The organism is Bradyrhizobium sp. SZCCHNGR1005 (assembly GCF_032489995.1).
GTDB lineage: Bacteria > Pseudomonadota > Alphaproteobacteria > Rhizobiales > Xanthobacteraceae > Bradyrhizobium.
In genome coordinates this window covers 726,794-751,553 of sequence record NZ_JAUEZC010000003.1, presented here as the reverse complement: position 1 = coordinate 751,553, position 24,760 = coordinate 726,794, and the positions used below count along the sequence as shown (strand labels likewise).

The window sequence follows — 24,760 nt, the reverse complement described above, 5'->3', positions numbered from 1 at the left end:
ACGCCGGCCCCTCCGTCCGGCGCGGTCGATGGCTCAGTTGAACATGGCGTCGATGTCGTCCTGCGAGGCATGGCCGACCTCGCCTTCAGCCTTCGGGCCGTTGAGCAGGCGCGCATCGCCCTCGCGGGTGTCCACGATCGGAGGGGTATGCGCCTTGATGGCGTCGACGCCGCCCCAGATCTCCATCATCACCACGATGTGGTGCTCGATGAATTTCATCGTGGTCATCACCTTGTTGATGCGCTGACCGGTGAGGTCCTGGAAGTTACAGGCCTCGAAGATCGAGACCACGCGCTCCTGGATATCCTCGGAAAGGATTCGCTGCTGATCCGCCGAGTCGACCTTGGCTAGCGCGCTCGCCGCCTGGTCGATCGCTTCGGCCGCTTCGAGGATCTGCTGGGTCGCCTGTTCGGTGCCGCCGACCACCGCGCCGAGTTCGCCATTGACCTTGGCCATTTCCTGGCCGTCGAAGCTCTTGGCATGGAGTACCGCGATCTCGCCCTTGGTGCGGTTGATCGCGTCGTGGATCAGGTCGAGTTCGACCTTGAGCTTCTCGCACTGCTCGATTTGCGCACGGTAGGTCTCGAGCAGCGCGCGCGCTTCGGCGACCTCGCGAGCTGCGGATTCTTCGATCGCGGCGTTTGCCGAGCTGGTGCCACCGTTGCGCATGACATTGGCCATCTGAGTGCGGATCGCGCGGAGCTCGTCCATGATTTCCTTGTGCTGCGGGCCAATCTCGCCGCCCGCGAAATCGGGCTCGGGCATATGGCCGAGAATTCCTTCTTCGATACGAAAACGCTTGCGAACCGACATGAGATAATCCCTGTCCTCAACTTCAGTCTGTTCTAAGCGAACGCTATTTAACATCACGTTCACAACGGAAACTCTCAACGGACACGTGTTTGCGGCCGCGGTTAGCCGCGGTTAACCATGCCGATGAGCCCTTCATCCAAAATAAACGCTAGCCGCCGAATCCGCCCCGGCTTGGCGCGATGGTGAATCAAAACACGGCCCGTGTTTACCAAACCGATCGGCTTTTGATCTTAGTTGGCGGCATGCGCGGGCGGATGCTCGACCTCGCGCGATGAACAATCTTCAAGACGAAACAGTACAGAGTACGTCGATGTTCAAGTCCATCTTTCCAGCGCTGATTGCCGGCGCGTGCTTCTCTTGTATGGCGGTCGATCGGGCCGCGGCGATCGACGCCGCGGGATTTCAGCAGCCGACCGTGATCTATGCCGGCCCACCGGAGCAGAGCGCCCCCGTCCGCTCCGCCTATGTCGAGCGTTCGCGCATGGGTGGGGGCTTCATCGAATTCCTGTTTGGCGACCCGCAGGGACGGGGCTACCGCGACGATCCGGCGGAGCGGCCGATCTATCAGCAGCAGCCGTCCTACTATGAGCCGGAGCGCTCCGGCGGGGCAGTCCCCGAGCAGGAGGAGGCTTATGATCCGCAGCGCCCGCTCGATCCGAAATACGAGAAGCAGATCGTTGAGTATGACGGCAGAGAACGGCCGGGCACGATCGTGATCGATACGCCCAACAAGTTCCTCTATCTGGTTCAGGGAGACGGAAAGGCGTTGCGTTATGGGATCGGTGTCGGCCGTCCCGGCTTCACCTGGTCGGGCGTCAAGACCATCACCAACAAGCGCGAGTGGCCGGATTGGACGCCGCCGGCGGAGATGCTGGCCCGCAGGCCCGACCTGCCGCGGCACATGGAAGGCGGGCCGCAGAACCCGCTCGGCGCGCGCGCGATGTATCTGGGGTCCACGCTGTATCGGATTCACGGCTCCAACGAGCCCTGGACGATCGGGACCAATGTGTCGTCCGGCTGCATCCGGATGCGCAACGAGGATGTGATCGACCTGTATGGCCGCGTCAATGTGGGTACCAGGGTGATCGTCATTTGAAGCCGATCGGCTTTCAATAGCAAAAGGCCGCCCCAATAGGCGGCCTTTTTTCTTAGCAGAGGGAGGGGCTATTACGCGTAGTCGCTGCCGTCGTCACCGCCATTGTCATAATCGCCGGCATCCGCATCCATGTCGTCGCGATCATTGTCATCATTAGAGGCCTGGTCGAACAGGCCGGAGCGGCCGCTGTCGCCGGAGCGGCCGATATCGTCGATGCCGGCATCGCGCGCCAGCGAACTGTTGGACTGATCGCTCCAGGGCGAGCTCGATCCAGGACGTTCCTCGATGATGGTGGTGTCGCCGAAGGCCTGATGCTGGCCGCCGCCCATCATGTTGCGGATGCCGCCCAACAGCAGCGAGCCCCCGACCATGCCGGCCGCCGCGGCTGCAGCCGTGCCGAGGAACGAGCCCCCGCCGCCGCCGAAGATACCGCCTTGCGGCTGACTGTAGCCGCCTTGACCGTAGGCGCCGCCCTGGCCGTAGCCGGCGCTCTGGCCGTAGCCGCCCTGACCGTAATAGCCGGGTTGCCCCTGGGGCATCGCCTGGCCGCTGTTCCACACCGGCCGGCTAGGGGCACTTGGAGGCGGAACGTTGGGGACCGAGCCGCGGGATTGGCCGGAGCCGAAGATCGTCTCACGCATCGAGTCCAGGAAGCCGCCGGACTGGCTCTGCTGCGGCGCCTGCGCCTGCTGCTCCAGCTCTTCGATTCGCGCATTGGCCCGCTTCAGCGCTTCGTCCTGCACCAGCACGGTCTGCACCAGGGGATAGACCGCGTGCGGCGCGCGCTGCAGTCCCTGGGAGATAGCGGCGGCGGCCTCCGGATCACGCGGTGCACTCTCCAGCTTTGCAAGCCGGTCGAACAGATCGTCGATCAGTTGGCGTTCTTGCGGTGTCATCAGATCCTCCTGCCGCCTCGTCTGGCGAAGCGCGGCCAAGAATCTAAGGGCGGTTTATGTGGCAGCTAGTGGGGGGCGGATTAAATTTCTGTATGCGTCAAAGTGACCGCCGCGTTCACGGCAGCGTCGTCAATCCAGCCGCACGCCGTGTTCGGCGAGCAGGTCGGGAAATTGTTCGCCGGCGAGATAGCTGTGCTCATGCTCGCGCTGCACGGTCAGCGGGTCGAGCTCGATCAGGACGTCATCGACGAAGCCGGGATGGCACATCACGAGACCGTGTTCGGGCAAGCCGGCGAGAAAGCCACCCATCAGCGCGCCGAAGTCGGAATCGCGGGTGAAGTCGTAGGCCCCCGCGAAGGCGGGATTGAAGGTGATGTCGGCACGCGCCGCGCGCTGCCGGAATCGGGCGCTGAGCATGTCGAGCACGAGCGCCTTCGGTGATCGCAGACTCTGCGACAGCGGCGCATTGCGGCCGCCCTGCCGCACCCAGGCCGACGGCGCCGCATGCTTGACCGCCGCCAGGAAGCCTTCGCTGACTCGCGGATAGAGCTGCGCGTGCTGATGGCCGTCGACGAAGTCCGGCGCCTGTCCGAACAGTTCGCCGAACGCAGTCAGTTGCGCCATCACTTCGGCGCGGATGATCTCAGGATCGATGCGACGCATGAGCGCGGTGCGGAGCAGCTTCGGAAACGGCGGAAACAGCCCGCCGTGGAGCGGACGAAAATGCATCGTCAGCGGACGAAACGGCGCGGTCAGGGTCACGTGCAGGCCGATCGCGCAGCGCGCGCTGTCAGCCGCGACCTTGCGCAGTTCGGCGACCTCGTCGCGGCCGATGGCCGGGCCGACCGTCATCACCGACGTCGCATTCAGCCGGCCGCGCCCGATCAGGTCGCGAATGGCGCGGTTCACGCCCGGGCTGATGCCGTAATCATCGGCGCACAGCCAGATGCGCCGGTGTGCCTCGCTCATTCAGCCGCAGTCCTTTCGGGCCGGCCGGCGGCTGCATCCGCCGCGCGCTTCTCGTTGTGCTCGGCGACGAAGTAGATCGGGCGTGCCTTCAACTCCGATAGGATCTTGCCGATATATTCGCCCATGATGCCGATCATGATCAGCTGGACGCCGCCGATCGTCATCAGTCCGACCACGAGGGACGGATAGCCCGGCACGGACTTGCCCGTCGTCAAGGTCTCCCACAGGATCGACAGACCGAACAGGAAGGCCGCCGTCGCCAGCAGCAGCCCGAGCAGGCTGGCAAATCGCAGCGGCGCCACCGAGAACGAGGTCAGGCCCTCGATCGACAGCCCGAGCAGCCGCATCAGGTTGAACGTGGTGACGCCGTGCGCGCGCGGCGCCGGTTCATAATCGACCCGGATCTGGCGGAAGCCGATCCAGCTCGCAAGCCCCTTGAAGAAACGGTTGCGCTCGGGAAGCTGCCGCAAGGCGGCCACCGCGCGCGGCGACAACAGGCGGAAATCGCCGGCGTCCTCCGGGATCTTCTGCCGCGCGCCCCAATTGATCAGCGCGTAGAAGCCGTGCACGGCGACCCGGCGCAGCAAAGGCTCGTTGTCGCGGTGGGCTTTGGCGGTATAGACGACATCGTAGCCGTCATTGATCCAGTGCGCGACGAGTTGCTCGACCAGTGCCGGCGGGTGTTGTCCGTCGCCATCCATGAACATCACGGCGCCGCGCCGGGCATGATCGAGCCCCGCCATCAGCGCGGCTTCCTTGCCGAAATTGCGCGACAGCGAAATCACCTGCACGTCGAACGCGTCGGCGGACAGGTTGCGCGCGACCGCGAGCGTATTGTCGGTGCTGCCGTCGTCGATATAGACCACCTCGCACGGCAGCCCGAAGCGCTGCCGGAGCGTGCGCGCCAAGCCGTTGAGACGCTCATGCAGCGCGACCAGTCCGGCCGCTTCGTTGTAGACAGGGATCACGATCGACAGCCCCTGCGCCGCGGCATCGGCCTTGGTCGTCGAAAGATCCGAAACGTCAGTACCCAGCATCATCGGTCAGGTTCCCAGGCCCCCGGGTCATAGCCTCAACATATGGTAGGCGCGACGACCTGTCGCTACGATGAACGGCGACTTATGACCGCAGGAAGGCTTCGAGTTTCGCGAACAGGGGATTTTCGCGGTCCAGCACATAGTCGAGCGCAGCGACCGACACGGTCTCTGCGCCATGGCTGCGCAGGAAGGTGCCGAGCGCGTAGATCTGCCCGGGCGGGCAATGAAGGGTCAGCATCCCTGACGAGGTCGGGCCGCCGAACGGGGCGACCACGCCGAAGCGGTTGTGGGCCTCGGTGAGCATGGCGGCGTCACAGCCTTTGAAGCGGGTGCGCACCTCGCGGTATTTGCTGGCGCGCGCGCGGGCGTGGATGTGGTCGAGGATCACCCGGGCGCTCTCGCGCGGCCCCTCCGACCAATCGGCCTCGCGCGAGGCGACCAGGTTGGCCTGGCTGCGCAGGATCACCCCGTCGTCGAGGACCTTCAGCCCGTTGGCGGCGAGGGTGGCACCCGTGGTGGTGATGTCCACGATCAGCTCGGCCGTTCCAACGGCCGGCGCGCCTTCAGTGGCGCCTGCGCTTTCGACGATGCGGTAATCCACCACGCCATGGGCGGCGAAGAAGCTGCGGGTGAGGTTGATATATTTGGTCGCGACCCGCATGCGCCGGTCGTGCTGGGCGCGAAAGCCGGTGGTGACGTCGTCAAGGTCGGCCATGGTGCGAACGTCAATCCAGGCCTGCGGCACGGCGACGACGACATTGGCGCTGCCGAAGCCGAGCGTGTCGATCAGCAGCACGCGTCTGTCGGCATCCACGATGCTCTCGCGGAGCAGGTCCTCGCCGGTGACGCCGAGATGGACGGCGCCGCGCGCGAGCTGTGAGGCGATCTCGCTGGCCGAAAGGTAGGCGATCTCGACATTGTCCAGGCCAGCGATCGTGCCGCGATAGTCGCGGGCGCCGCCGGGCTTGGACAAGGTCAGGCCGGCCCGAGCGAAGAACGCTTCGGCGTTTTCCTGCAGGCGTCCCTTGGACGGGACGGCGACGACAAGGGGACCGCTCATGATACTCTCCCGCGCGAGGCGGCACGCGAAGCATTCGCTTGCGTCAGCGTTTCGACCCAGATCGAGAAGCCGACCGCGGGAATCGGCGTCGGCGCGCCGAGCTGGCTCAGCAGCCCATCATAGCGCCCGCCGGCGACCAGCGGCTCGGGGCCGCCCCCCTTGCGATGCAGCTCGAATTCGAAACCCGTGTAGTAGTCCAGGCCCCGTCCGAATGCAGTGGCAAAGCGGATCGTTTTGACGTCGATGCCGCGCTTGGCCATGAAGCCGACCCGCGCTTCGAGCTGATCGATGGCGGCGCCGACGTCGAGCTTGGCCTCGCCGGCCAAGCTCCGCAAGGTCGCGATGGCTTCGTCCGGAGCGCCGCTGATGGCAAGAAATCGCTTGATCAGATTGAGGGCGTCGCGGGGCAGGGCGCCGCCCTTCAAGGTCGATTGTTCGAGGAAGCGGTCGGCAATCTCGGCCACGGTGCGGCCGCCGACGGCGGTGGCTCCCGCGATCGACATCATGTCCGTCACCAGCGCCAGCGCCGCCTTGCGGTCGCTGCCGGCAAGCGCGGCCAGCACGCCCTCATATTCGTTACGGACCGTCGACGAGGCGAGGGCGAGCCGTTCCAGATCCTGTTCCAGCGTGATCTTGCGATTAAAATCCTTGATCAGCCGGCGGCGCCAGACGGGGTAAAGATCGAGCGCGTCAATCAGCGCGATGAACAACGCAACATCGCCGGTCCGGATCTCAACGTCTTTGATCCCGACGGCTGTGACGGCTTCGAGTGCGAGCGCCAGCATCTCGGCATCCGCCTCGGCACGGTCGTGGCGGCCGAAGGATTCGACGCCCGCCTGCAGGAATTCGCTGCGGCGACCGTCGCGGTAGCGGAACACCGGTCCGAGGTAGCTGAAACCGGCCGATTGGCCGGACTGCGGCGAGCTGAGATAATCGCGGGCGACGGGGATGGTCAGGTCGGGACGCAGGCACAGTTCCTCGCCGCTTGCGTCGGTGGTGAGGTACAGGCTCTTGCGAATATCCTCGCCCGAAAGGTCCAGGAACGGCTCGGCGGGCTGCAGGATGGCCGGCTCGGCCCTGACATAGCCGGCCTGGGCAAGGGATTGCAGCAGCGTGTCCGCCCAGGCGGCGGTTCCGGGAGTGGCGGATCCGGTCATCGTCTTCAAGGTTCCAAAACTCGGGTAGCGCCCGGCCGGGCGCGCGGCCCCCTTAGCATGCCACATCCGCGGTTTCGACAGGGAACGGGTCGCTCCGGCCGGACTCTTCGCGGCGGTCTTAACGGATGTCGCCCTGCCAATCGCCAAGGACCGCTTGAATCAGGGCGAGCGCAGCGACGCCAGCGGTATCTGCCCGCAAGATGCGCGGTCCCAGCGCAAGCCGGGCCAGTCGCGGCTGCCGGAGCAGCAAGGCCCGTTCCTCGTCGGCGAAGCCGCCTTCCGGTCCGATCAGTAAATCGATGCCGGTGGCCGGTGCGCCGGCGGCGTGGAGAGCCTGAAGCGGGCTCGCGACCTCAGCGGCCTCGTCACAGAACACCAGCAGCCGTTCGGGCGGACGCTGGGCAAGGAAGCGCGCGAGCGGCACCGGGTCGGCCACCTCGGCGAGACTGAGAATGCCGCATTGTTCGGCGGCCTCGACCACATTGGCCCGCATGCGCTCGCTATTGACCCGCGAGACCTGGGTAAAGCGCGTGATGACCGGCTGCAGTCGGCTGGCGCCCATTTCCACCGCCTTCTGCACCATGTAATCGAGGCGGGCGTGCTTCAGCGGCGCAAAGACATAGGCCACGTCGGGCAGGTGGTCCTGTGGCCGCATCTGCTCCTGGATGGTCAGTTGCTCGGCACGCTTGCGGCCGGCAATCGCCGCGCGCCATTCGCCGTCGCGTCCGTTGAACACCAGGACGGCATCGCCTGCGGACAGCCGCAGGACATTGCCGAGATAGTTGCTCTGGTCGCGTTCCAGCGTGATCACCTGGCCGGTGCTCAAGGACGCATCGATGAACAGGCGCGGAGCGGAGAAATCGTAGTTCGGCATGCGGTTGTTCGGGCTGGCTGGAACGAGGTAAGATGATCTCGGACGCACACTTGTAGCGCGAATAGCGCGCGTTGCGGAAATCTCGATCGGGCTCGGAGCGCGCCTTGACCCTTCGCTTGCTGATTCTGCTGCTCATCTCTGTGGGAATCATCCGATGCCAACAGGCCCTGGCCCAAGACACTTTTCCTGCGCCTCTGCCGAATCAGGCCCAGACGAGCGATCCGACGTTCTCCCCGAGCAAAGATGCCGGCAACGGCTCCATCGGTTTTCTCGATAGCCCTTTTTCCGGCAGCAGCGCGCCAGCTGCCGCCCCGAGCGACGACTGCACGGTGGAGTTGGTTTCTCTGCGAGGGGAAGCCGAGCAGCGCAGCAGGCTGATCAAGGCGGCGAGCGATCGCCACGCGCCGCCCGACGAAGCCTGCCGGTTGATCGGAAGCTTCGAGCAGGCGGAAGCCAAGATGGTCAAATATGTCGAGACCCACGCACACGCTTGCGGAATTTCCGTTCAGGTCTCCGATCAGCTCAAGAGCGGTCACGAGAACACGAAGCGGCTACTGCAGAAGGTCTGCGCGCTGGCGGAGCAAGTGACGCAACAACCGGCGGGAAAGGCGGGCCCAGACATGCTGGGTCCGGCGCCGACGGCCCCGACTCGCGTTTGGCCTCCCAATGGGCCGACCGGGGATTTCGAAAGCATAAAATAAGACCTCAACGGCGCGGCGACGCGATTTCCGCGCAGATGCATGCGGGCCATGAGCCGGCAATCATGGGCCGGCAATGCGGAACCAAGCCGCGCCGCGCTCCTGACAGATTTCTCAAGCTCTATTCCTCGCCAAAATCGATTGTGACCCGCAGGCCTTCTTCCGAGGGCGTCCGGGAGCGCATGATGCCCGGGCGGAGGACCGAGTTGATGATCAGACGTTCGTTGAAACCGCTGGTGGCCCTCGCTGCGCTAGCGCTGGCTGGCCAGGCTTCGGCGCAAGGGTCATCACCAGGGACTGCCCAGACCGGCAATCCGTCGCCTCCGGCCGTGGCACCGTCGCGCCCGCTCGCCGGCGGTTTCAAGCCGCCCGAAAGCTGCCTCAAGGAGTTCACGCCCTTGCGCGACGAAACGCTGCTCCGCGGCAGGCTGATGAGAGCGGCGGGCGAGCGGCATGCGCCAAATGCGGAAGCTTGCCGGCTGGTGCATGACTACGAATTGGCCCAGAGCAAAATGATCGATTTTGCTGTGGCACATGCCGAGACCTGCGGGATTCCGGCCAAGATCACCAATCAGCTCCGGGTGGGCCATGAGAGCACCGTGGCGCTGATGAAGAAGGTCTGCACGCTGACACAGCGGGCGCCTGTAGAGCCCGGTGACCGTGCTTCGTTGATCGAGCCCGTCCGTTTTGGGATGGTGGTACAGTCCATGGTGACCAAGGACAATGCTGAACCCTCGAACCTGGCGGCGGCGATTCGCCTGCCTGAACTCTGATCGCAGTTCACACGGGTCGGTTTGGGTCCGAAACGGTCCTTTTGGCCGGTGGACTGCGCCTCTGCGCCGCGTTGCTCACGAATTCGGCGGTTGTTTACAAGTGAGAGGAATCGTAAAAGCCCCTGAATCCGATCGCGCTTTGATCCGGAAGCTTGAAGGACAGCTTGGTCTTGCCGGAGAACCAGCCTTGATCATTCGCAGCCTGATTATGCCGCTCGCCGTCGCCGCCGTGCCCCTGTTTGCGGGGCAGGCGGTCGCGCAGAGCGCGTTTCCTGCGCCGCTGCCGGGCCAGACGCAGACCAGCAGTTCACCTTTTCCCCCTGTCAACGGCAATTCCGGCGCCAGCGCCGCCGCGCCGGCGAGCCCGTTCCCGAGCGCCGGTACCGCTCCCTTTGGGGGAGGCGGCGGCTTCTCGTCGCCAATGGCTCGTCCGCAGGGCGGTCCGTCCGACACCTGCATGAAGGATTTTCTTCCGCTGCGCGAGGAAGCGGAACGGCGCGGAAAGCTGATCAAGGCGGCGAGTGACCGCCACGCCTCTCCCGAGGAGGCTTGCAAGCTGATCGGCAATTTCGGTGCTGCCGAACTGAAGATGATCAAATATGTCGATGCGCATGCCGCGGGCTGCGGTATTCCGTCCCAGATCGCCGATCAGCTGAAGGCTGGCCATAAGAACACCGAGGCGCTGCAGAAGAAGGTCTGCAACGTGGCCCAGCAGATGCAGCAGCGCGGGCCGGCCGGTCCCACCTTGAGCGACGTGCTGGGGTCTTCGGCCTCGCTGCCCGAAGCCAACACGGCCAAGAAGGGCGGATCGGCGTTCGATACCTTGACCGGCAACGTTCTGACGCGATGAGCGACGCGGCCGTACGCGTTGCTGACGCGACCGGCAATTGGGTCGATACGGCGGCGCCGCCATGGGCGCGGCCCTATCTTAGAGTCGCGCGCTACGATCGGCCGATCGGTTCATGGCTGCTGTTGATGCCGTGCTGGTGGTCGGCCGCACTGGCCTCAGGCATTGCACACGATCTTATCCGGTTGCCGCTCTGGATCGCGCTGTTCTTCATCGGCGCTTTCGTGATGCGCGGGGCGGGCTGCACCTGGAACGACATCACCGATCGCGACCTCGATGCCAAGGTGGAACGCACGCGGTCCCGGCCGATTCCGGCCGGCCAGATCAGTGTCAAGCAGGCGCTGGTGTTTCTGGTCGCGCAGGCGCTGATCGGACTGATCGTGCTGCTGCAGTTCAACCGGTTCGCGATTGTGACCGGGATCGCCTCGCTGCTGATTGTTGCGATTTATCCGTTCATGAAACGCATCACCTGGTGGCCACAGACCGTGCTCGGGCTCGCCTTCTCCTGGGGCGCGCTGATGGGATTTGCCGTCGCTTTCGCGCGGCTCGATGCAACGGCGTTTCTGCTTTATGCCGGCTCGATCTTCTGGGTGATCGGCTATGACACGATCTATGCGCATCAGGACATCGAGGACGACGCGCTGATCGGCATCAAGTCGACGGCTCGGCTGTTCGGCGCGCGCACGTATCGCGCCCTGGCGATCCTCTACACACTTGCCGTCGTGCTGATTGGCGCGTCGCTGCTGTCGGCCGGCTCTCACGTCGCGGCTTGGGTCGGTCTTGCCGCCTTTGCGGTGCAACTCGGCTCGCAGATCCGTCGGCTCGACATCTCCGACACAGCGCTGTGCAAGCGGGTATTCTATTCGAACCGTGACGCCGGGCTGTTCCTGTTCGCCGGCCTCGTGGCCGATGCGGTGCTGCGGTCGCTGGTGTAACTCAATCCCGGGCGATGATCTCGCGCTCACCGCGATGGATCGTCGCGCCGTTCAGCAGGTCACCGACGCGGCGGCGCATCAGGAAACGCGGGCGGCGCGAACGGATCGCATTACGGCGGCGGCGGCGCGGGGCCGCTTCCTTTGTGGTGTCCTGCAGTTGGGGCAGTGCGAAGATTTCGCTCCACATCGTCCAGGCGGCTTCGATCTCGTCGTCATCGGCACTGATGCAAAGCGGCACGCTGAGCGAGGGGTCGCGGTGCACCAGCACCAGCATGTGCACGCTATCGGACTCGCGCAATGCGATGCCGCGGAAGTCGCTGACCCGAACATTCACCGCCATCCGCATGCCGCGCACGGCGCGACGCAGCACGACGCGCTCGCGATGAAGTTCGACCTGCCGTACGCCGCCATCGGCACGGATATCGTGCGTGGAAAACGAGACGGGCAGGGAAGGAGGGTCGAGCCGCAGGCTGCGGCCCGACCCAGCGGAATTGCTTCCGCCTGTTGCTGTTTGACGCCTCACGGCTTGATCTCCCCGCCAGGATTATGTTCCCGGTCGATGCGTGTGACCTTGCCACGGCTCCCGCCCGTTTCTGCTTAAAAAGCCTGGTTAATCAGACGTGACGAGGCATGCTCTTGTTGGCATGATTGACAAGAGCTTGGCTTGCATGATTGACGAAGCCTTGCCGAGTTGCCGACAATCCGACGCGTAATCGGCCTCATCAGCTTGAAGTCGGCGGCCGTCGCGCACATTTGTCTCAATAGAGCCGTCTCGGCGCCACCCGTACCCATTGGGATCCTGTTCGTGACCTCTTCACCGTCAGCTACTTCGCCCACGAAAGCCGCCCAGAGCGATCTGCTCGATCAATCTGCGCTCAGTGCATTGGCTGAACGCCTCGTCGAGGCGGCGCGCAAGGCTGGCGCGGATGCGGCCGATGCGATCGCGGTGCGCGGCGTTTCGCAAGGGGTCGAGGTGCGCGATGGCCGCGTCGAGGAGTCGGAACGTTCGGAAGGCGATGACGTCGGCCTGCGTGTGATCGTGGGCCAGCGCCAGGCGGTGGTCTCGACCAACGATGTCAGCGGCGACGGCGTGGCCCGGCTTGCCGAACGCGCAGTCGCGATGGCGCGCGTCGCGCCCGACGACAAATATGTCGGTCTCGCCGATCCGGCGCTGCTGTCGCGCGATTTCCCCGACCTCGATCTGCTTGATCCGGATATCCCGTCGACCGCGGAACTGGAGCGCCGGGCGCAGGAGGCCGAAGCTGCGGCACTCGCGGTGAAAGGCGTGACAAGGTCAGGCGGCGCCTCGGCCGCGGCAGGCATCGGCGGCATGGTGCTGGTGACCAGCGCCGGCTTCCGTGGCGCCTATCTGCGCTCCAGCCAGAGCATCTCGACCACCGCGATCTCCGGCGAGGGGACCGGCATGGAGCGGGATTATGACTACACGTCCGCACCGCACGGTGCTGATCTGCTGCCGCCTGGGACGGTCGGGCGCAATGCCGGGGAGCGCGCGGTCGCGCGTGCCAATCCGCGCAAGGTCGAGACCTGCCAGGTGCCGGTCGTGTTCGATCCGCGCGCCTCGGGCTCGCTGGTCGGCCATCTCGTCGGGGCCATCAATGGCGCCTCGATCGCGCGCAAGACCAGCTTTCTGAAGGACAAGCTTGGCGCGCAATTGTTCGCCAAGGGCATCCGCATCATCGACGATCCTTTGCGCAAGCGCGGGCTTCGTTCGCAGCCCTTCGATGCCGAGGGCGTCAGGGTTAAGACCACGGCGCTTGTCGATGACGGCGTACTGACGACATGGCTGCTCGATTCCGGGACCGCGCGCGAGCTTGGCCTGGTCACCACCGGTCACGCGCATCGGGGCGTTTCCTCCTCCCCATCCCCGGGGCCCTACAATCTGCATCTGGAAGCCGGCAGCGTCAGCCCGGCCGAACTGATGTCCGACATCAAGCAGGGCTTCTACATCACCGATCTGATCGGCTCGGGCGTCAACGGCGTGACCGGCGATTACAGCCGCGGCGCCTCCGGCTTCTGGATCGAGAATGGCAAGGCGACCTATGCTGTCAGCGAGGTGACGATCGCCGGCCATCTGTTCGAGATATTCAAGTCGATGGTGCCCGCCAACGATCTGGAATTCCGCTACGGCGTCAATGCGCCGACGGTGCGCGTCGAAGGATTGACGCTTGGCGGCCGCTGATCTCGAACCTTCCGACGCACAAAGCTTGCTGCGCGATGCCGAGCTCCTGAAGCACGCGGTGCGAGACGCTGGCTGGCTCGCGCTGTCGCTGTTCGGAACGGATTTGCGGAGGTGGACCAAGGGGGCCTCGTCGCCGGTTTCGGAAGCCGATATTGCGGTCAACGACCTCCTGGAAAGCCGGCTGCGCGCGGCGACCCCCGAATATGCCTGGCTTTCGGAGGAGAGTGTCGACGACGAGGCGCGCCTCGGCAAACGGCGGGTCTGGATCGTCGATCCCATCGATGGCACGCGCTCTTATCTCGGTGGCCGCGACGATTGGTGTGTCAGCGTAGCCCTGGTCGAGGATTCGGCGCCGATCCTGGCGGCGGTGTTCGTTCCCGTGACCGACGAGTTCTTCTTCGCTGCGCGCGGGCAGGGCACCATCCGCAATGGCGAGCTTGTCAGCGCCTCCGCAGGCAGCGTGCTCGACGTCTCGCGCATGGCGGGTCCGAAACCGCTGGTTGAAAAGCTTGTGTCCGGAACAGCCCGGATTGAACCTCATCCGCGAATCGGCTCGTTAGCACTGCGGCTGTGCCGTGTCGCGCATGGCGCACTCGATGCTGCTTTTGCAGGCGGACAAAGCCGCGATTGGGATCTTGCGGCGGCGCATTTGATCGTGCAGGAAGCGAATGGTAAAATGACCGCATTGTCCGGCGATCCGATCCTCTATAATCGTCGGGATGTGGCGCACGGGGTGCTGGTAGCAGCAGGACGCGATCGACATGCTGAAATCGTCACGCATTTTCGAGAAGCGTCCAAGCCTTGAGCCTTCGATCTGCGCCGTTCAAGTCGCCGCCTGTTAGTGCGGTGGATTTGACATTCGTCGCACTATGAATGTCAGCGCCGGGACACCAGGCGCGGAATTAGGAACTGCCATTATGCCAGATAGCGCCCCTCAGCAGCTGCTTCACCTCGTTCTTGGTGGCGAGCTCGTCAGCCTCGAGACGAACGAATTCAAGAATCTCGATAAGGTTGATATCGTCGGGGTGTTCCCGAATTACGCGACCGCCTATGCGGCGTGGAGAGCCAAGGCACAACAGACCGTCGACAACGCGCACATGCGCTACTTCATCGTGCATCTGCACCGCCTGCTCGACCCGGGTCACGACGCAAAGCCCGCGACTTGAAGCAACTCATTCGTAATACGCTGCGCAGCAACTGGTTTCAGCGTGCTGTGGGCTTCCTCGCGGCCGAGTATCTTCGCCTGGTGTGGCTGACCAACCGCTTCACCTATGAGCCGCCGGACGTCTACGACATCGTCGAACCGCAGATGCCGGCGATCTTCGCGTTCTGGCACGGCCAGCACTTCATGACGCCGTTTATCAAGACCAAGGCGAGCTACCGCGCCAAGGTCCTGATCTCGCGGCATCGGGACGGCGAATTCAACGCGATCGCCGCCGAGCGGCTCGGCATCGGCACGATCAGGGGCTCGGGCGACCATGGCGCGGCCTTCCACCGCAAAGGCGGGGTCGGAGCCTTCAAGGAGATGGTGCGCGCGCTCGATGAGAACTATAACGTTGCACTGACTGCCGACGTGCCGAAGCGCGCACGGGCGGCGGGCCTCGGCATCATCATGCTGGCGCGGGAATCGGGACGACCGATCATGCCGTTTGCGATGGTCACCAGCCGTTTCATCCGGCTGAAGAATTGGGACAGCACCACCATCAATTTGCCATTCGGTCGCGGCGCATTGGTGGGGATCAAGGAAATCAGCGTGCCCCCTGACGCAGATGCCGCGACCATGGAACAGCTTCGCCTGGACCTCGAGGCGACGCTGAACGAATGCGCGCGCCGCGCCTACGAGATCATCGGCCGACCTCAAGATTGTCCTCAGGGAGCATCCGGTGCCTAACACGCTGCCGATGGCATTGCGCGTCTACCGCGGATTGTCCTCGGCGGCGGCACCGTTCGCGCCCGCCGTGATCAGGCAGCGCCTGAAACGTGGCAAGGAAGATCCGGCCCGCACCGAGGAACGGCGCGGGCTCAGCCATGATCTGCGGCCGCAGGGGCCGCTGGTTTGGATTCATGGCGCCAGCGTGGGCGAGGTGCTGGCAGCGGCGGCCTTGATCGAGCGGCTGCGGGCGCTGAATTTGCGCATTCTCATTACGTCGGGCACGGTGACCTCCGCTGCGATCGTGGCCAAGCGCTTTCCGCCCGATGTCATCCACCAATACGTCCCCTACGATTCGCCACGCTTCGTGGAACGGTTCCTCGACCATTGGCGACCCTCGCTTGCGCTGTTCATCGAATCCGATCTGTGGCCCAATCTGATTCTGGCTGGGGCGGCGCGGCGGCTCTCCATGGTGTTGATCAACGGCCGCATGTCGCCGCGGTCGTTTCCGCGCTGGCGCCGGATGTCGGGCACGATTTCGGCGCTGCTCGGCCGGTTCGATGTTTGCCTCGCACAATCGAAAGCCGACGCGGAGCGTTTCATCGCGCTTGGCGGCCGCAATGTGGTGACGACAGGTAATCTCAAGCTCGACGTGCCGGCGCCCCCGGCTGATCCGGCCAAGTTCGAGCGGCTGATGGCGACGATGCGGGGGCGTCCGATGATCGTGGCTGCCTCCACCCATCCAGGCGAGGACGAGATCCTGATCGCCACGCACAAGACGCTGTCCGGGTTCTTTCCCGGGCTGCTCACCGTGATCGTGCCGCGGCACCCCCATCGTGGCGTCGCCATCGCGCATTTGGTTGCCGCATCCGGCGTGCAGGTCGGCTTGCGCTCCCGCGAGGAGCTGCCGCACGCCGCGACCGGCATCTACGTCGCGGATACGATGGGCGAACTTGGCCTGTTCTATCGGTTGGCGCCGATCGTGTTCATGGGCGGGTCGCTGGTTGCTCATGGTGGCCAGAACCCGATCGAGGCCGTGAAGCTGGGGGCTGCGATCGTACACGGACCGCATGTCTTCAACTTCAGCGACGTCTACGAGGCGCTGGATGCCGCCGGCGGTGCACGGCTCGCCGATGGACAGGAAGCCCTGGTGCGGCAGCTCGGCCAGCTGTTGGCGGATCAGGAGGCGCGGCAGGCGCTGGCGTCGGCGGGAGGGCGCGTCGTCGAGCAGCTCGGCGGTGCGCTGGAGCGCACGCTCGCGGCGCTGGAGCCGTATCTGTTGCAGGTCCAACTCGAGATGGGAGCCGCCAGTGCGTGAGCCGGCCTTCTGGCACCGGCCATCCTCCTGGCAATCCCACCTGCTTTCCCCGCTGTCGGCCCTCTATGGCGCCGTGGCCGCGCATCGGCTGCAGCGCGCAGGTCTCGATGCCGGCATCCCGGTGATCTGTGTCGGCAACTATCATGTCGGGGGCGCCGGTAAGACGCCGACCGTATTGGCGCTGACGAATATCCTGCGCGATCTCGGCGAGCGGCCGGTGGTGCTGAGCCGAGGCTATGGCGGCCGGCTGCAGGGTCCTGTGATGGTCGATCCGGCGAGGCACAGCGCGGCGGAGGTCGGCGACGAACCGCTGATGATGGCGGCCCATGTGCCGGTGGCGGTGGCGCGTAACCGGATCGACGGTGTCGCCCTGGCGAAGTCACAAGGTGCGAGCCTGATCCTGATGGATGACGGTTTCCAGAATCCGGCCATTTCCAAGGACGTCGCGCTGATCGTGATCGACAGCGAGCGCGGGCTCGGCAATGCGAAGGTGTTTCCCGCAGGACCCTTGCGCGCGCCGCTGCCGCCGCAGCTTGCTGCTACGGATGCGCTGATCGTGATCGGACGGGGCCACGCCGCCGATACGGTGTCTGCGGCCATCGCGTCGGCCGGCAAACCCGTGCTGGCGGCAAGCTTGCAACCCGATGCGGAAATTGTGACCGCCTTGAAGGGCCAGCAAGTGCTCGCCTTCGCCGGCATCGGCGATCCGGCGCGCTTTATCCGCACCCTGCGTGCAGCCGGCATCGACGTGCAACGCGAGCGGGCCTTTGCGGATCACCACCCCTTCGCCGCCGATGAAATCACCGCTCTGATCGCGGAGGCGGAAAAAGACGGGCTAACCCTGGTCACCACGGAGAAGGACCTGGCCCGGCTGCGCCGAGGCGGGGCGTTGCCGCCGGCCGCGCGGGCGATCGCTGCCTTCCCGGTGACACTCCAGTTTGATGATGTCGCGAGATTGCGAGACTTTCTGAGTGCTCGCCTCTTCTCATCGCGTCAGAAACGATTCCAGGACGCAGGCTGAGTTGCACCTCGGCAGCCACTGTTCCAGCTTTGGCTTGGTCCAGCTCGGCTGACAGCTGCTCAGCCTTGCGCCTTCAATGCGCCGGGAAAATGCCGCTGCAGCACGGCACTGGGCACCGCATAGGCCTCCTGCAGGTCGACACTCCAATATTTGAGCTCGTCCAGCGGAATCCGCACGTCGGTAATGGCGCAGCGTACATAGCTCCCCGGCGAGATCACGCGGAAATCGCCGTCGAGATACTGCACCTGGGCTTCGCCCTGGCTCGAAGGGCCAAACTTGTTGAGCACGTCTACTGTCTCCAATACCGCTTGCGTCTCAAGCAGGTAAAACCGATTGTTCATTGATATCTAGCATAGATAAGCCGTCCTGTCGCTTCCGCAAACCCACCGATTTGTGATGCTTCCGGCCAAAACCCCGTGCTAGCTAGGGGCCGGTCCGCCGCAGATCCCGCGTCTCACCAATCGATGCGCTCCCTCGCACTCTCAGCCGTCCTGCTGCTCTGTGCCGCCCTTTCGGCGGCAAATGCCGGATCGTCAGCTCCGCCTGGTGAAGTCGAGATCCCCTCCGGCAGCGTTATTCTGCATGCGCAGCTGTACAAACCCCCGGGGGCCGGGCCGTTTCCGATCGTGATCGCGCTGCATGGCTGCGGCGGTCTGTCCGGCCACTCCGAGTCGGTGTTGCCGCGCTATCGCGATTGGGCCGAAGAGCTGGTCAAGGACGGCAAGGCCGTGCTGCTGCCCGACAGCTATGGCTCGCGTGGACTGGGGCCGCAATGCCGGGTCAAGGAGCGCCACATCACCGGTCGCCGCGACCGCGTCGCGGACATCGTCGCCGCACGCAAGTGGCTGGCGCAGCAGGCCTGGGCCATGCCCGACCGCGTCAGCTTGCTCGGATGGGGCAGCGGTGCCAGCGCGATGTTGTGGGCGGTGCGCCCGCAACTGCCCGATCATGTCGAGCCGGACTTTCGATCGGCGATCGCGTTTTATCCCGATTGCCGCGCCTCGTCCGGCCTTGGCTGGAGCGCACGTGTGCCGACCTTGATCCTGATCGGGGGCAAGGATGACGTTTACTCCCCGCCGGCCTGCCGGCAGATGATCGAGGGGGCGCGGGGCCGCAGCGCTCTGACGCGGATCGTGATCTATCCGGGCGCCTATCACGATTTCGACCGCGTCAATCTGCCCGTGCATGCGCTGGCTGGTACCGATGCCGGGACACCCGAGCGCGGCCATGTCGGGTCGGATCCGGAAGCACGCGCCAACGCGCAGAAGCTTGTCGCCGAGTGGCTCGCGCGCTGAGCTGCTGGATCATCATCCGGCGAGACGGAATCGGATTCCGATCTCATCGCTTTGCCTGAGCGTGATCTCTGCGTAAGCGCGCTCGACCTTTGTCGTGAGGGAGCACTGGTTGCCGTTTCTCCGGATCATGCTCCGAAACCGGATCATGGTCTAAAACAGGCTTCCTTGGCCGGCCGGTTTCGACACGCGCTTCGATGCTGGCCGCGCTTCGCGTGTGGTCCTTTGATGATCCTCGGGCCTGACCGTGGTCGGCCGATCGCCATCGGCCGTCGCCCCGACACGCCCGTCGGCGAACTCGATCGAGAGTGCGGCACCGGGGTTGATGCTCGCGGCATTGTGCAGCGGATGGCCGGCGCCGTCCCGCACCAGCGCGAAGCCCCTCGCCAGCACGCTGCGATAGGATAGCGCCGCCAGCAGCTTCTCATTCTGCTCGATGCGGGCCGAAAGCCGCTGCAACGACGTCGAAAGCGCGCGTCGCGCGCGCTCTGCGAGACGCTGGGTGCGTTCGCGGTCGCGCCCGATTCTTTGGCGCTGCGCTTGCGCGTTGGCGAACTTGGAGGCCTTCAGACGCGCGGAAAGTCCGTCACAGCGCTCGCGCCGGCGGTGTAACAAAGCACGGGCCGACAGCGACAGCCGTTCGGCGGCGACCACGAGACGATGGTCGGCTTGGCCGATCTGCGCATGCAGCACCCGCAAGGTCAGCCTGGCGCTCGCCGCGGCAAACTGGCGGAAATGCACGTGGGTGTTGGTCTTCAGTGCGCGAGGCAGGCGGCCGGCCGCAGCGTCCAACCGCTGGCGCGGGATCGCCAGCAGGTCGCCTGCATTCGGCAGAGCGCGCGCGGCGGCGCGCAGCTCGTTGCGGCGGTTCTCCTGGCCTCTGAGCCAGCACATCCGGGTGCGTCGCGCGAGACTCTCGATCTCCTGGATCAGATCGCTGCGTACCGGCACCGCCATCTCGGCGGCGGCGGTCGGCGTCGGAGCGCGCTTGTCGGACGCAAAATCGATCAGTGTGACGTCCGTCTCATGACCCACCGCCGAGATCAGTGGGATCATGCTCTCGGCCGCGGCGCGGACCACGATCTCTTCATTGAAGGACCAGAGGTCCTCCAGCGAGCCGCCGCCGCGGGCGACGATCAGCACGTCCGGGCGAGGGATGCGGCCGTGTTCCGGCAGCGCATTGAAGCCGCGGATGGCGGCTGCGACCTGCTCGGCCGAGCCGTCGCCCTGCACCTTCACCGGCCACACCAAGACCCGACGCGGAAAGCGGTCCTCCAGCCGGTGCAGGATATCGCGGATCACTGCGCCGGTAGGCGAGGTGACCACGCCGATCACCTCCGGGAGCCAGGGCAGGGGTCGTTTGCGTGCCGGATCGAACAGGCCTTCGGCAGCAAGCTTCTTCTTCCGCTCCTCCATCAGCGCCATCAACGCGCCGATGCCGGCGGGCTCCAGCGCCTCGATCACGATCTGGTATTTCGACGAGTTCGGATACGTGGTGAGCTTGCCGGTGGCGATGACCTCGAGCCCTTCCTGGGGCTTGAAGCGCATCCGGTAGTGGGTGCCCTTCCAGATCACCGCCTCGATCTTGGCGTTCTCGTCCTTGAGCGAAAAATAGCAGTGGCCCGAGGAATGGGGACCGCGGAAGCCGGTGATCTCGCCGCGCACCCGGACGTGACCAAACCGGTCCTCGACCGTGCGCTTCAGCGCCGAGGAGAGCTCGGAAACGGTAAATTCGGGCGCGTTGGGCAGGGCTTCTGCGGGCGGCATCGCAACTGATTCGGGTTTGGGGCAGCCCCAACGTAGGGATTTTGGGCCGGCGTCGCCAATCATATTCTGCCGCGTGCCGCCCGTCGGCGCTGTGGAAATGGGGGGCTCTTGCGAGATCCTGCCGATTCGTGCTTCGCACTGGCGCTTCCACCACAGCGACGGCGCGACACATGCATATTCTCCTGATCGGTTCCGGCGGCCGCGAACACGCCCTGGCCTGGAAGATCGCCGCCTCTCCCCTGGTGACCAGATTGTGGTGTGCGCCCGGCAATGCGGGAATCGCGAAGGAGGCAGAATGCGTCGCGCTCGATGTCAGCGACCACGCGGCCGTGATCGCCTTCTGCCGGGCGAACGACGTGGCGCTGGTCGTGGTCGGGCCGGAGACGCCGCTGGCTGCCGGCATCGTCGACGACCTCACCGCTGCCGGGATCAAGGCGTTCGGGCCGAGCAGATCGGCTGCGCAACTCGAGGGATCGAAGGGGTTCACGAAAGATCTGTGCCGTGAGTTCGACATTCCAACCGGCGCCTATCGCCGCTTCGCCAACGCCGCCGACGCGCTGGCCTATGTGCGGGCGCAGGGCGCGCCGATCGTGGTCAAGGCAGATGGCCTCGCCGCCGGCAAGGGCGTCGTGGTGGCGAAGACGTTGCCGGAGGCTGAAGCGGCCATCGAGATGATGTTCGGCGGCGGATTCGGCAGTGCCGGCGCCGAGGTCGTGATCGAAGAGTTCCTTTCAGGACGAGAGGTTTCGTTCTTCGCGCTCTGTGATGGGGAGACCGCGATCCCGCTGGCCTCGGCGCAAGACCATAAGCGCGTGTTCGACCATGACGAGGGACCGAATACGGGCGGCATGGGCGCCTATTCGCCGACGCCGTTCGTCACGCCAGACATCCACGACCAGATCATGGATCGCATCATTCTGCCGACGATAGCGGGCATGAAGGCGCGTGGCACGCCGTTCAAGGGCATCCTCTATGCCGGGCTGATGCTGACCGAGCAGGGGCCGAAGCTGTTCGAATACAACGTTCGTTTCGGCGATCCCGAATGCCAGGTCTTGATGCTCAGACTGATGTCGGACCTGGTGCCGGCCATGCTCGCCGCCTGCGACGGGCAGTTGAAGAATTTCGACCTGCGCTGGTTCCGGGAGCCTGCAGTGACGGTGGTGATGGCGGCGAAGGGTTATCCCGGCGACTACAAGAAGGGCAGCGTCATCGAGGGACTTGACGAGGCGGCCAGGATCGAAGGTGTCGAGATCTTCCATGCCGGCACGGTGGCGAAGGATGCCACGATCGTGGCCAATGGCGGCCGTGTGCTCAATGTCTGCGCTTCCGGCAAGACGGTCACCGAAGCGCAGGCCCGCGCCTATCAGGCCGTGGATCGCATCAAATGGGCCGATGGCTTTTGCCGCCGCGACATCGCTTGGCAAGCCATCGAGCAGGAGAAGGCGAGAGAGTGAAGGCAGGGCATCCTTACCGCCTCGCCTTGAAGAATTCCCGCAGCAGCGTCGCCGCCTCCTGCTCGCCGACGGTGGAATAGACCTCCGGCGCATGATGGCAGGTGGGCGACGCAAAGAAGCGGACGCCCGATTCCACCGCGCCGCCCTTGGGATCGGCGGCGCCGTAATAGAGCCTGCGGATGCGGGCGAAGGAGATCGCGCCGGCGCACATGGTGCAGGGCTCGAGCGTGACGTAGAGATCGCAATCGACCAGCCGCTCGCTGCCGATCACCTGGGCCGCTTGGCGCAACGCCAGCATCTCGGCATGGGCGGTCGGATCGCGGTCGGTAAGGGTCCGGTTGGCGGCCGTGGCAATGACAGCATTGTTCCGTACCACCACGCAGCCGATCGGGACTTCGCCGGCCTTTGCGGCCGATTCGGCCGCTTCCAGCGCCAAATCCATGAAAGAAGGCGTGTTCATGGCTCGTATTGCCTGGATAAGTCTGCTACTGGGTTGGCCTTCAGCACAAGTGAACCCCGGTTTTTTGCGTGACATGCGCCGCTGAGAGCGCGTGTATCACTCTTTCCGTCCTGTACCTCGAAGTGAGACCTTCATGCCCCGCGACACCGATAAAGACAACGACTCCCGCGGCCGGCGTGATCGGCCTCAGCGGGCTCGGTCTGATGGCGGCAAGGGCCGTTCCGGCGCGGCTCGCGGACCGGAGAAGAAGTTCGCCAAGCGCGGCGCTGGCGGCGGCAAGGATTTCGCCGCCAAGCGCGACGGCGGTAAGCGCACCGCCGGAGAGGGGCGACCGCCGCGCCGTCGCGAGGACGCCGATGCGCCGCGCCGTCCCTATGGCGACAAGCCACGCTTCAACCGCGATGAACGTCCGCGGGGCGACCGGCCGTTCGCCGATCGTCGCTCGCGCGGCGAGGACGGCGAGAAGCGCGCCTTCAAGCCGCGCGGAGACCGGCCGAAATTCGACCGCGACGATCGTGGAGGCGATAAGCGTCCTTACACGCCGCGCGCCAATCGCGATGAGGGCCGCCCCGCAGCCCGATCGTCCGAGCGGAAATTTGGCGAGCGAAAGCCTTACGCCTCGCGAGACCGCGACGGAGACAAACGCCCCTACGCGCCGCGCGGTGACCGCAACGATCGCCCCCGCGGAGAGCGAAGCTTTGGCGACCGTCCACCCCGCAGCGGCGATCGGCCGGAGCGGAAATTCGGTGGGGACAAGAAGTTCTCGCGCGGTGCGGACGGCGATCGCAAGAGCTCCTGGACGGACCGCAAAGGCGATCGCGGTCCGCGCAGCAATTTTGGTGACCGTCCATCCCGTGGCGACAGCAAGCCTTGGCAGAAACGCGGGCCCGATGCGGATCGTCCGGAGCGCAGCGCACGTCCGCCTCGGGAGGGCGCGCGCAATTTCGACCGGCCGCGATCCGAGCGCACGGGCGAGGACCGTCCGAAGTTCGGCCGTCCGCGTTTCGAACGTGCGGGCGACGAGCGGCCGAGTCGCGGTCGCAGCGACTGGCAGGAGCATCCGCGCAGCGAGGGCCGTGGCGGTGACCGTTTCGCCGAGCGGCCTCGCCGCGAGAATGAGGATGATAGTCAGGTGTTCGCCAAGCGTCCGGCCTTTGGCGGTCGCGGACCCTATCGCGAACGCAAGCCTGACACGGACAAGCGCAGTGCACGCACGGCTGTTGAGCCGGCGACGTCCAAGAAGACCGGCGAGAGGATCGCCAAGGTGGTAGCCCGGGCAGGTCTTGCCTCGCGCCGCGACGCCGAGGAGATGATCACGCAGGGCCGCGTCGCCGTGAACGGGCGGGTGATCAACTCGCCGGCGCTCGACGTCACCGCGAATGATGTAATCACCGTCGACGGTGCGCCACTGCCGGAGCGCGAGCGCACGCGACTGTTCCTCTATCACAAGCCGCGCGGGCTGATGACGACGCACAGCGACCCCGAAGGGCGGCCGACGGTGTTCGACAATCTGCCGGAGGGGTTGCCGCGGCTGATCTCGATCGGCCGGCTCGACTTCAACACCGAGGGCCTGTTGCTGTTGACCAATGACGGCGGGCTGGCGCGCGTGCTCGAGCTGCCGGAAACGGGCTGGATGCGCCGCTATCGCGTCCGCGCCCATGGTGAGGTCACGCAGGCGCAGCTCGATCAGCTCGCCGCAGGCGTCGAGGTCGACGGCGTCAAATACGGGCCCATCGAGGCCACGCTCGAGCGCGACCAGGGCGCCAATGTCTGGCTGGTGGTGGCGATCCGTGAAGGCAAGAACCGCGAGGTGCGCAACGTGTTGTCGCATCTCGGGCTGGAGGTGAACCGGCTGATCCGCGTCTCGTACGGACCGTTCCAGCTCGGCGAGCTCGGCGAGGGCGAGGTGCAGGAGATCAAGTCGCGGGTGCTGCGCGAGCAGCTCGGCGAGAAGGTGATTGCGCAGGCCGGTGCCGATTTCGGAGTGGCGGCGGAGAGCAAATCGGGAAGCGGAGAACGTGAACCGCTGCCGTCGCCGAAGCCGAAAGCCAAGCGGGAAGTGGTGGCCGATCGCAAGGGCCGCCGCGTGCTGGTGCAGCGGACCGGCAGCGAGGAGGCGCGTGCCCGCCACGAGGCCGAGGCGCGTTTCCCCGGCCCGCCGCGGCGGCCGAAGCGCGGCTATCACGGCAAGCGCGATCTCGCGCCGCGGGACGAATAGGACGT

General features: G+C 65.4%; 25 protein-coding genes. 14 read left to right on the top strand and 11 right to left on the bottom strand.

Annotated features, from left to right (window positions below; translation table 11 throughout):
• Nucleotides 1-33: 33 nt before the first annotated feature.
• Nucleotides 34-813: a protein phosphatase CheZ gene (locus tag QXZ85_RS15995; protein WP_315706633.1), complete on the bottom strand. Its 780-nt coding sequence runs from the start codon at nucleotides 811-813 to the stop codon at nucleotides 34-36.
• A 310-nt stretch (nucleotides 814-1,123) separates the two neighbouring features.
• Here QXZ85_RS15995 and QXZ85_RS15990 point away from each other — a divergent pair, with 310 nt between their 5' ends.
• Complete coding sequence (locus QXZ85_RS15990) at nucleotides 1,124-1,909, top strand: L,D-transpeptidase (RefSeq protein ID WP_315747615.1); 786 nt, start codon at nucleotides 1,124-1,126, stop codon at nucleotides 1,907-1,909.
• A gap of 71 nt (nucleotides 1,910-1,980) precedes the next feature.
• Here QXZ85_RS15990 and QXZ85_RS15985 read toward each other — a convergent pair whose 3' ends face one another.
• From QXZ85_RS15985 to QXZ85_RS15960, 6 genes are all read right to left on the bottom strand, one after another.
• On the bottom strand, nucleotides 1,981-2,805 hold the full coding sequence (locus QXZ85_RS15985) for a DUF2076 domain-containing protein (protein WP_315743992.1): 825 nt from the start codon (nucleotides 2,803-2,805) through the stop codon (nucleotides 1,981-1,983).
• A 129-nt stretch (nucleotides 2,806-2,934) separates the two neighbouring features.
• Nucleotides 2,935-3,774 carry a ChbG/HpnK family deacetylase gene (locus tag QXZ85_RS15980; protein WP_315706636.1) on the bottom strand — a complete coding sequence of 280 codons (840 nt, stop codon included), beginning with the start codon at nucleotides 3,772-3,774 and terminating at the stop codon, nucleotides 2,935-2,937.
• The gene (locus tag QXZ85_RS15975) at nucleotides 3,771-4,814 is read right to left on the bottom strand and encodes a glycosyltransferase family 2 protein (RefSeq protein ID WP_315706637.1); all 1,044 of its coding nucleotides are present in this window, start codon (nucleotides 4,812-4,814) and stop codon (nucleotides 3,771-3,773) included. The genes QXZ85_RS15980 and QXZ85_RS15975 overlap by 4 nt, the downstream gene beginning before the upstream one ends.
• A gap of 79 nt (nucleotides 4,815-4,893) precedes the next feature.
• Nucleotides 4,894-5,871, bottom strand: coding sequence for an ATP phosphoribosyltransferase (gene hisG, locus QXZ85_RS15970; protein WP_315706638.1), 978 nt, complete (start codon nucleotides 5,869-5,871; stop codon nucleotides 4,894-4,896).
• Nucleotides 5,868-7,028, bottom strand: a complete 1,161-nt coding sequence (locus tag QXZ85_RS15965) for an ATP phosphoribosyltransferase regulatory subunit (protein WP_315706639.1) — start codon at nucleotides 7,026-7,028, stop codon at nucleotides 5,868-5,870. The genes hisG and QXZ85_RS15965 overlap by 4 nt, the downstream gene beginning before the upstream one ends.
• Before the next feature lie 118 nt (nucleotides 7,029-7,146).
• Nucleotides 7,147-7,902, bottom strand: a complete 756-nt coding sequence (locus QXZ85_RS15960; protein ID WP_315706640.1) for a 16S rRNA (uracil(1498)-N(3))-methyltransferase — start codon at nucleotides 7,900-7,902, stop codon at nucleotides 7,147-7,149.
• Between the two features lie 104 nt (nucleotides 7,903-8,006).
• Between QXZ85_RS15960 and QXZ85_RS15955 the strand changes: the two genes are divergently transcribed.
• The 4 genes from QXZ85_RS15955 to ubiA all read left to right on the top strand — a co-directional run bounded on the left by QXZ85_RS15955 (nucleotide 8,007) and on the right by ubiA (nucleotide 11,155).
• A complete protein-coding gene (locus QXZ85_RS15955) occupies nucleotides 8,007-8,603 on the top strand; it encodes a hypothetical protein (RefSeq protein WP_315706641.1) in 597 nt (198 codons plus the stop codon).
• Between the two features lie 233 nt (nucleotides 8,604-8,836).
• Nucleotides 8,837-9,373: a hypothetical protein gene (locus tag QXZ85_RS15950; protein ID WP_315807241.1), complete on the top strand. Its 537-nt coding sequence runs from the start codon at nucleotides 8,837-8,839 to the stop codon at nucleotides 9,371-9,373.
• A 208-nt stretch (nucleotides 9,374-9,581) separates the two neighbouring features.
• Nucleotides 9,582-10,223: a hypothetical protein gene (locus QXZ85_RS15945; protein WP_409977593.1), complete on the top strand. Its 642-nt coding sequence runs from the start codon at nucleotides 9,582-9,584 to the stop codon at nucleotides 10,221-10,223.
• Nucleotides 10,220-11,155 carry a 4-hydroxybenzoate octaprenyltransferase gene (ubiA, locus tag QXZ85_RS15940; protein ID WP_315706643.1) on the top strand — a complete coding sequence of 312 codons (936 nt, stop codon included), beginning with the start codon at nucleotides 10,220-10,222 and terminating at the stop codon, nucleotides 11,153-11,155. Before QXZ85_RS15945 ends, ubiA begins: the two co-directional genes overlap by 4 nt.
• 1 nt (nucleotide 11,156) lies before the next feature.
• On the opposite strand, the gene QXZ85_RS15935 is transcribed toward ubiA, so the two are convergent.
• Entirely contained in the window at nucleotides 11,157-11,678 is a 522-nt protein-coding gene (locus QXZ85_RS15935; protein WP_316174423.1) for a DUF6101 family protein, read from the bottom strand.
• Between the two features lie 282 nt (nucleotides 11,679-11,960).
• On the opposite strand from QXZ85_RS15935, the gene QXZ85_RS15930 reads away from it, so the two are divergent.
• The 6 genes from QXZ85_RS15930 to lpxK all read left to right on the top strand — a co-directional run bounded on the left by QXZ85_RS15930 (nucleotide 11,961) and on the right by lpxK (nucleotide 17,564).
• Nucleotides 11,961-13,355 (top strand): TldD/PmbA family protein, encoded by a 1,395-nt coding sequence (locus QXZ85_RS15930; protein ID WP_315706645.1) that lies wholly within the window; start codon nucleotides 11,961-11,963, stop codon nucleotides 13,353-13,355.
• Nucleotides 13,342-14,160: a 3'(2'),5'-bisphosphate nucleotidase CysQ gene (locus QXZ85_RS15925; protein WP_410051371.1), complete on the top strand. Its 819-nt coding sequence runs from the start codon at nucleotides 13,342-13,344 to the stop codon at nucleotides 14,158-14,160. Before QXZ85_RS15930 ends, QXZ85_RS15925 begins: the two co-directional genes overlap by 14 nt.
• A gap of 112 nt (nucleotides 14,161-14,272) precedes the next feature.
• Nucleotides 14,273-14,521, top strand: coding sequence for a DUF4170 domain-containing protein (locus tag QXZ85_RS15920; RefSeq protein ID WP_315706646.1), 249 nt, complete (start codon nucleotides 14,273-14,275; stop codon nucleotides 14,519-14,521).
• Nucleotides 14,518-15,246: a lysophospholipid acyltransferase family protein gene (locus QXZ85_RS15915; RefSeq protein WP_315747622.1), complete on the top strand. Its 729-nt coding sequence runs from the start codon at nucleotides 14,518-14,520 to the stop codon at nucleotides 15,244-15,246. The genes QXZ85_RS15920 and QXZ85_RS15915 overlap by 4 nt, the downstream gene beginning before the upstream one ends.
• Nucleotides 15,239-16,543: a 3-deoxy-D-manno-octulosonic acid transferase gene (locus QXZ85_RS15910; RefSeq protein ID WP_315706648.1), complete on the top strand. Its 1,305-nt coding sequence runs from the start codon at nucleotides 15,239-15,241 to the stop codon at nucleotides 16,541-16,543. The genes QXZ85_RS15915 and QXZ85_RS15910 overlap by 8 nt, the downstream gene beginning before the upstream one ends.
• Nucleotides 16,536-17,564 carry a tetraacyldisaccharide 4'-kinase gene (gene lpxK / locus QXZ85_RS15905; RefSeq protein WP_315706649.1) on the top strand — a complete coding sequence of 343 codons (1,029 nt, stop codon included), beginning with the start codon at nucleotides 16,536-16,538 and terminating at the stop codon, nucleotides 17,562-17,564. Before QXZ85_RS15910 ends, lpxK begins: the two co-directional genes overlap by 8 nt.
• A gap of 59 nt (nucleotides 17,565-17,623) precedes the next feature.
• Here lpxK and QXZ85_RS15900 read toward each other — a convergent pair whose 3' ends face one another.
• Entirely contained in the window at nucleotides 17,624-17,851 is a 228-nt protein-coding gene (locus QXZ85_RS15900; protein WP_315706650.1) for a DUF2093 domain-containing protein, read from the bottom strand.
• A 177-nt stretch (nucleotides 17,852-18,028) separates the two neighbouring features.
• Here QXZ85_RS15900 and QXZ85_RS15895 point away from each other — a divergent pair, with 177 nt between their 5' ends.
• Entirely contained in the window at nucleotides 18,029-18,859 is an 831-nt protein-coding gene (locus QXZ85_RS15895) for a dienelactone hydrolase family protein (RefSeq protein ID WP_315769549.1), read from the top strand.
• Nucleotides 18,860-19,009: 150 nt separating this feature from the next.
• Here the strand turns inward: QXZ85_RS15895 and xseA are convergent, their stop codons facing one another.
• The gene (gene xseA / locus QXZ85_RS15890; protein WP_315706652.1) at nucleotides 19,010-20,623 is read right to left on the bottom strand and encodes an exodeoxyribonuclease VII large subunit; all 1,614 of its coding nucleotides are present in this window, start codon (nucleotides 20,621-20,623) and stop codon (nucleotides 19,010-19,012) included.
• Between the two features lie 170 nt (nucleotides 20,624-20,793).
• On the opposite strand from xseA, the gene purD reads away from it, so the two are divergent.
• Nucleotides 20,794-22,077: a phosphoribosylamine--glycine ligase gene (gene purD / locus QXZ85_RS15885; RefSeq protein ID WP_315744000.1), complete on the top strand. Its 1,284-nt coding sequence runs from the start codon at nucleotides 20,794-20,796 to the stop codon at nucleotides 22,075-22,077.
• Nucleotides 22,078-22,090: 13 nt separating this feature from the next.
• Here the strand turns inward: purD and tadA are convergent, their stop codons facing one another.
• Nucleotides 22,091-22,537, bottom strand: a complete 447-nt coding sequence (gene tadA / locus QXZ85_RS15880; RefSeq protein WP_315706654.1) for a tRNA adenosine(34) deaminase TadA — start codon at nucleotides 22,535-22,537, stop codon at nucleotides 22,091-22,093.
• Between the two features lie 133 nt (nucleotides 22,538-22,670).
• Here tadA and QXZ85_RS15875 point away from each other — a divergent pair, with 133 nt between their 5' ends.
• Nucleotides 22,671-24,755, top strand: coding sequence for a pseudouridine synthase (locus tag QXZ85_RS15875; RefSeq protein ID WP_315706655.1), 2,085 nt, complete (start codon nucleotides 22,671-22,673; stop codon nucleotides 24,753-24,755).
• The last annotated feature ends 5 nt before the right edge of the window (nucleotides 24,756-24,760 follow it).

Excerpts from the sequence above, each read along its gene's own strand:
- purD (WP_315744000.1), top strand. The coding sequence starts at position 20,794 with ATGCATATTCTCCTGATCGGTTCCGGCGGCCGCGAACACGCCCTGGCC.
- ubiA (WP_315706643.1), top strand. The coding sequence starts at position 10,220 with ATGAGCGACGCGGCCGTACGCGTTGCTGACGCGACCGGCAATTGGGTC.
- QXZ85_RS15895 (WP_315769549.1), top strand. The coding sequence starts at position 18,029 with ATGCGCTCCCTCGCACTCTCAGCCGTCCTGCTGCTCTGTGCCGCCCTT.
- hisG (WP_315706638.1), bottom strand. The coding sequence starts at position 5,871 with ATGAGCGGTCCCCTTGTCGTCGCCGTCCCGTCCAAGGGACGCCTGCAG.
- QXZ85_RS15995 (WP_315706633.1), bottom strand. The coding sequence starts at position 813 with ATGTCGGTTCGCAAGCGTTTTCGTATCGAAGAAGGAATTCTCGGCCAT.
- QXZ85_RS15980 (WP_315706636.1), bottom strand. The coding sequence starts at position 3,774 with ATGAGCGAGGCACACCGGCGCATCTGGCTGTGCGCCGATGATTACGGC.
- QXZ85_RS15985 (WP_315743992.1), bottom strand. The coding sequence starts at position 2,805 with ATGACACCGCAAGAACGCCAACTGATCGACGATCTGTTCGACCGGCTT.
- QXZ85_RS15945 (WP_409977593.1), top strand. The coding sequence starts at position 9,582 with ATGCCGCTCGCCGTCGCCGCCGTGCCCCTGTTTGCGGGGCAGGCGGTC.
- tadA (WP_315706654.1), bottom strand. The coding sequence starts at position 22,537 with ATGAACACGCCTTCTTTCATGGATTTGGCGCTGGAAGCGGCCGAATCG.
- QXZ85_RS15965 (WP_315706639.1), bottom strand. The coding sequence starts at position 7,028 with ATGACCGGATCCGCCACTCCCGGAACCGCCGCCTGGGCGGACACGCTG.
- QXZ85_RS15960 (WP_315706640.1), bottom strand. The coding sequence starts at position 7,902 with ATGCCGAACTACGATTTCTCCGCTCCGCGCCTGTTCATCGATGCGTCC.
- QXZ85_RS15920 (WP_315706646.1), top strand. The coding sequence starts at position 14,273 with ATGCCAGATAGCGCCCCTCAGCAGCTGCTTCACCTCGTTCTTGGTGGC.
- QXZ85_RS15875 (WP_315706655.1), top strand. The coding sequence starts at position 22,671 with ATGCCCCGCGACACCGATAAAGACAACGACTCCCGCGGCCGGCGTGAT.
- xseA (WP_315706652.1), bottom strand. The coding sequence starts at position 20,623 with ATGCCGCCCGCAGAAGCCCTGCCCAACGCGCCCGAATTTACCGTTTCC.
- QXZ85_RS15975 (WP_315706637.1), bottom strand. The coding sequence starts at position 4,814 with ATGATGCTGGGTACTGACGTTTCGGATCTTTCGACGACCAAGGCCGAT.
- QXZ85_RS15990 (WP_315747615.1), top strand. The coding sequence starts at position 1,124 with ATGTTCAAGTCCATCTTTCCAGCGCTGATTGCCGGCGCGTGCTTCTCT.